Annotated in this window: 1 protein-coding gene; it reads left to right on the top strand. The window is 65.0% G+C overall.

Translation table 11 applies throughout. The features are described from left to right. Positions 1-577 precede the first annotated feature (577 nt). Complete coding sequence (locus MKK53_RS01730) at positions 578-1408, top strand: DNA-methyltransferase (RefSeq protein WP_243926277.1); 831 nt, start codon at positions 578-580, stop codon at positions 1406-1408. Positions 1409-1615 lie beyond the last annotated feature (207 nt).

Below are 1615 nucleotides of genomic sequence, written 5' to 3'. Positions count from 1 at the left end.
TCGGCTACCAGCCGCCTGCGCCAGAGGTCGTCATCTGGCCAACCGAACCGAGCGGATCAGTGCCGTCCGCCCCTCCTGCCATCGTCACACGACCGACGATGCACTAACTTCAAACCCGGGCCACCGAATGGGGGCAGGCCAGATCCTGTGGGAGGGCTCCGCGATGGATCGGGCTACGCGGAAGCTAATGCCGATGTGTGAGCATGGCTTCGAGCAGCAGGAGGTCGGCGTTGCAGCCCAGGAGCAGGCATGCGCATTACTCAGGCGCCTTCAGGCGCAGGGACTATACCGCTGATATCTAACCTGCACTCGCAGCTGCTTTCGACCGTGATCGGACCTTGCAGCTCCGGGGCCATCGTCCCGAAAGCAGACCACCCTCGCGCTTGCAACACCCAGCGAGCGGGACGACCGATATCAGGACATGCGTTACGCGACGTGGTTGCGCCGTCTCGGCGCCGCCGCATCTGACAACCTAAATGTGCAGCGTCCCGCAGCTTTTGCCTCGTAGAGCGCGCTATCGGCAGCAGAATGCAGGGCCTCGCCATGAATGACGCTTCCGTCAGTCAGCACGATACCGATGCTGACGCCGATCAAGCTCGCGGTTGGACCGGTGCGCCTTGTGCTGACCGATATACCCTACAACGTAGCTATCGCCGGACATGTGACGCGCGGCGATCATCGCGAGTTCGCGATGGCGAGCGGCGAGATGAGCGACGAGCAGTTCGCCCGCTTCAACGACGCCTGGATGAGCCAGGCTGCGGATTGTCTCGTCGATGGCGGGCTGCTGGCGACCTTCATCGACTGGCGGGGATTGAGCGCGGTCGACCGCGCCGCAGCTCGCCTCGGGTTGGAACAGCTGAACCTCATCGTCTGGGGCAAGACCAATGCCGGGATGGGCGGCCTGTACCGGTCGCAGCACGAGCTGATGCCGCTTTTCAAAAAAGGACACGCACCTCACCGAAACAACGTGAAGCTCGGGCAGAACAGTCGCTGGCGCACGAATCTCTGGACCTATCCCGGCGCTTCGACGGCTGGATCCGACGCACGGCGGGGTCTCGCCGATCACCCGACGGTGAAGCCCGTGGCGATGCTGAAGGATGCGCTGCTCGACGTGACCGATTGCGGTGAGACCGTGCTCGATCCCTTCCTCGGGTCTGGCTCAACCCTGATCGCTGCCGAGTTGACGGGTCGGCGCTGCGTCGGGATCGAGATAGACCCGCGCTATGTCGATCTCATCATCCGGCGTTTCGAGGACACGACGAAGACTGAGGCCGTCCATCTGCAGAGCGGCGAGACCTTCGCTGCGCTCGCGTCCCGTCGGGCGTCCGAACCGGCCGCGGTTCGGTCGGGGAGCGCAGCGAGTGATGGCCGTCGCGTCGGCCGATCTCGGCCAGCCCGCGGGTCATGACTCGCCCTTGCCTCTCGGGTCGCGCGAGGCTGCTCATGAGCGCGCCGGCTTCAGCGTCGCTACGCGTTCGTCGGTGAGGCGCCGGCGCGCAGGGTGTCGACGAACCAGTCCATCGCTTCGAGGAAGCCGGCGGTGGCCTCAGGCGTGAGCGGCGCGAGTGGGATGGTCTTGCGCTTGGTTACCGCGTCCGGTGGCAGATGGATACCG

The organism is Methylobacterium sp. J-076 (genome assembly GCF_022829405.1).
Lineage (GTDB): Bacteria > Pseudomonadota > Alphaproteobacteria > Rhizobiales > Beijerinckiaceae > Methylobacterium.
Note: the sequence above shows the minus strand (reverse complement) of the source record. Positions and strands in the feature narration are given on the sequence as shown.

What these genes read in the sequence shown, in the direction of transcription:
- MKK53_RS01730 (WP_243926277.1), top strand. Translation starts at nt 578, where the DNA reads ATGCTGACGCCGATCAAGCTCGCGGTTGGACCGGTGCGCCTTGTGCTG.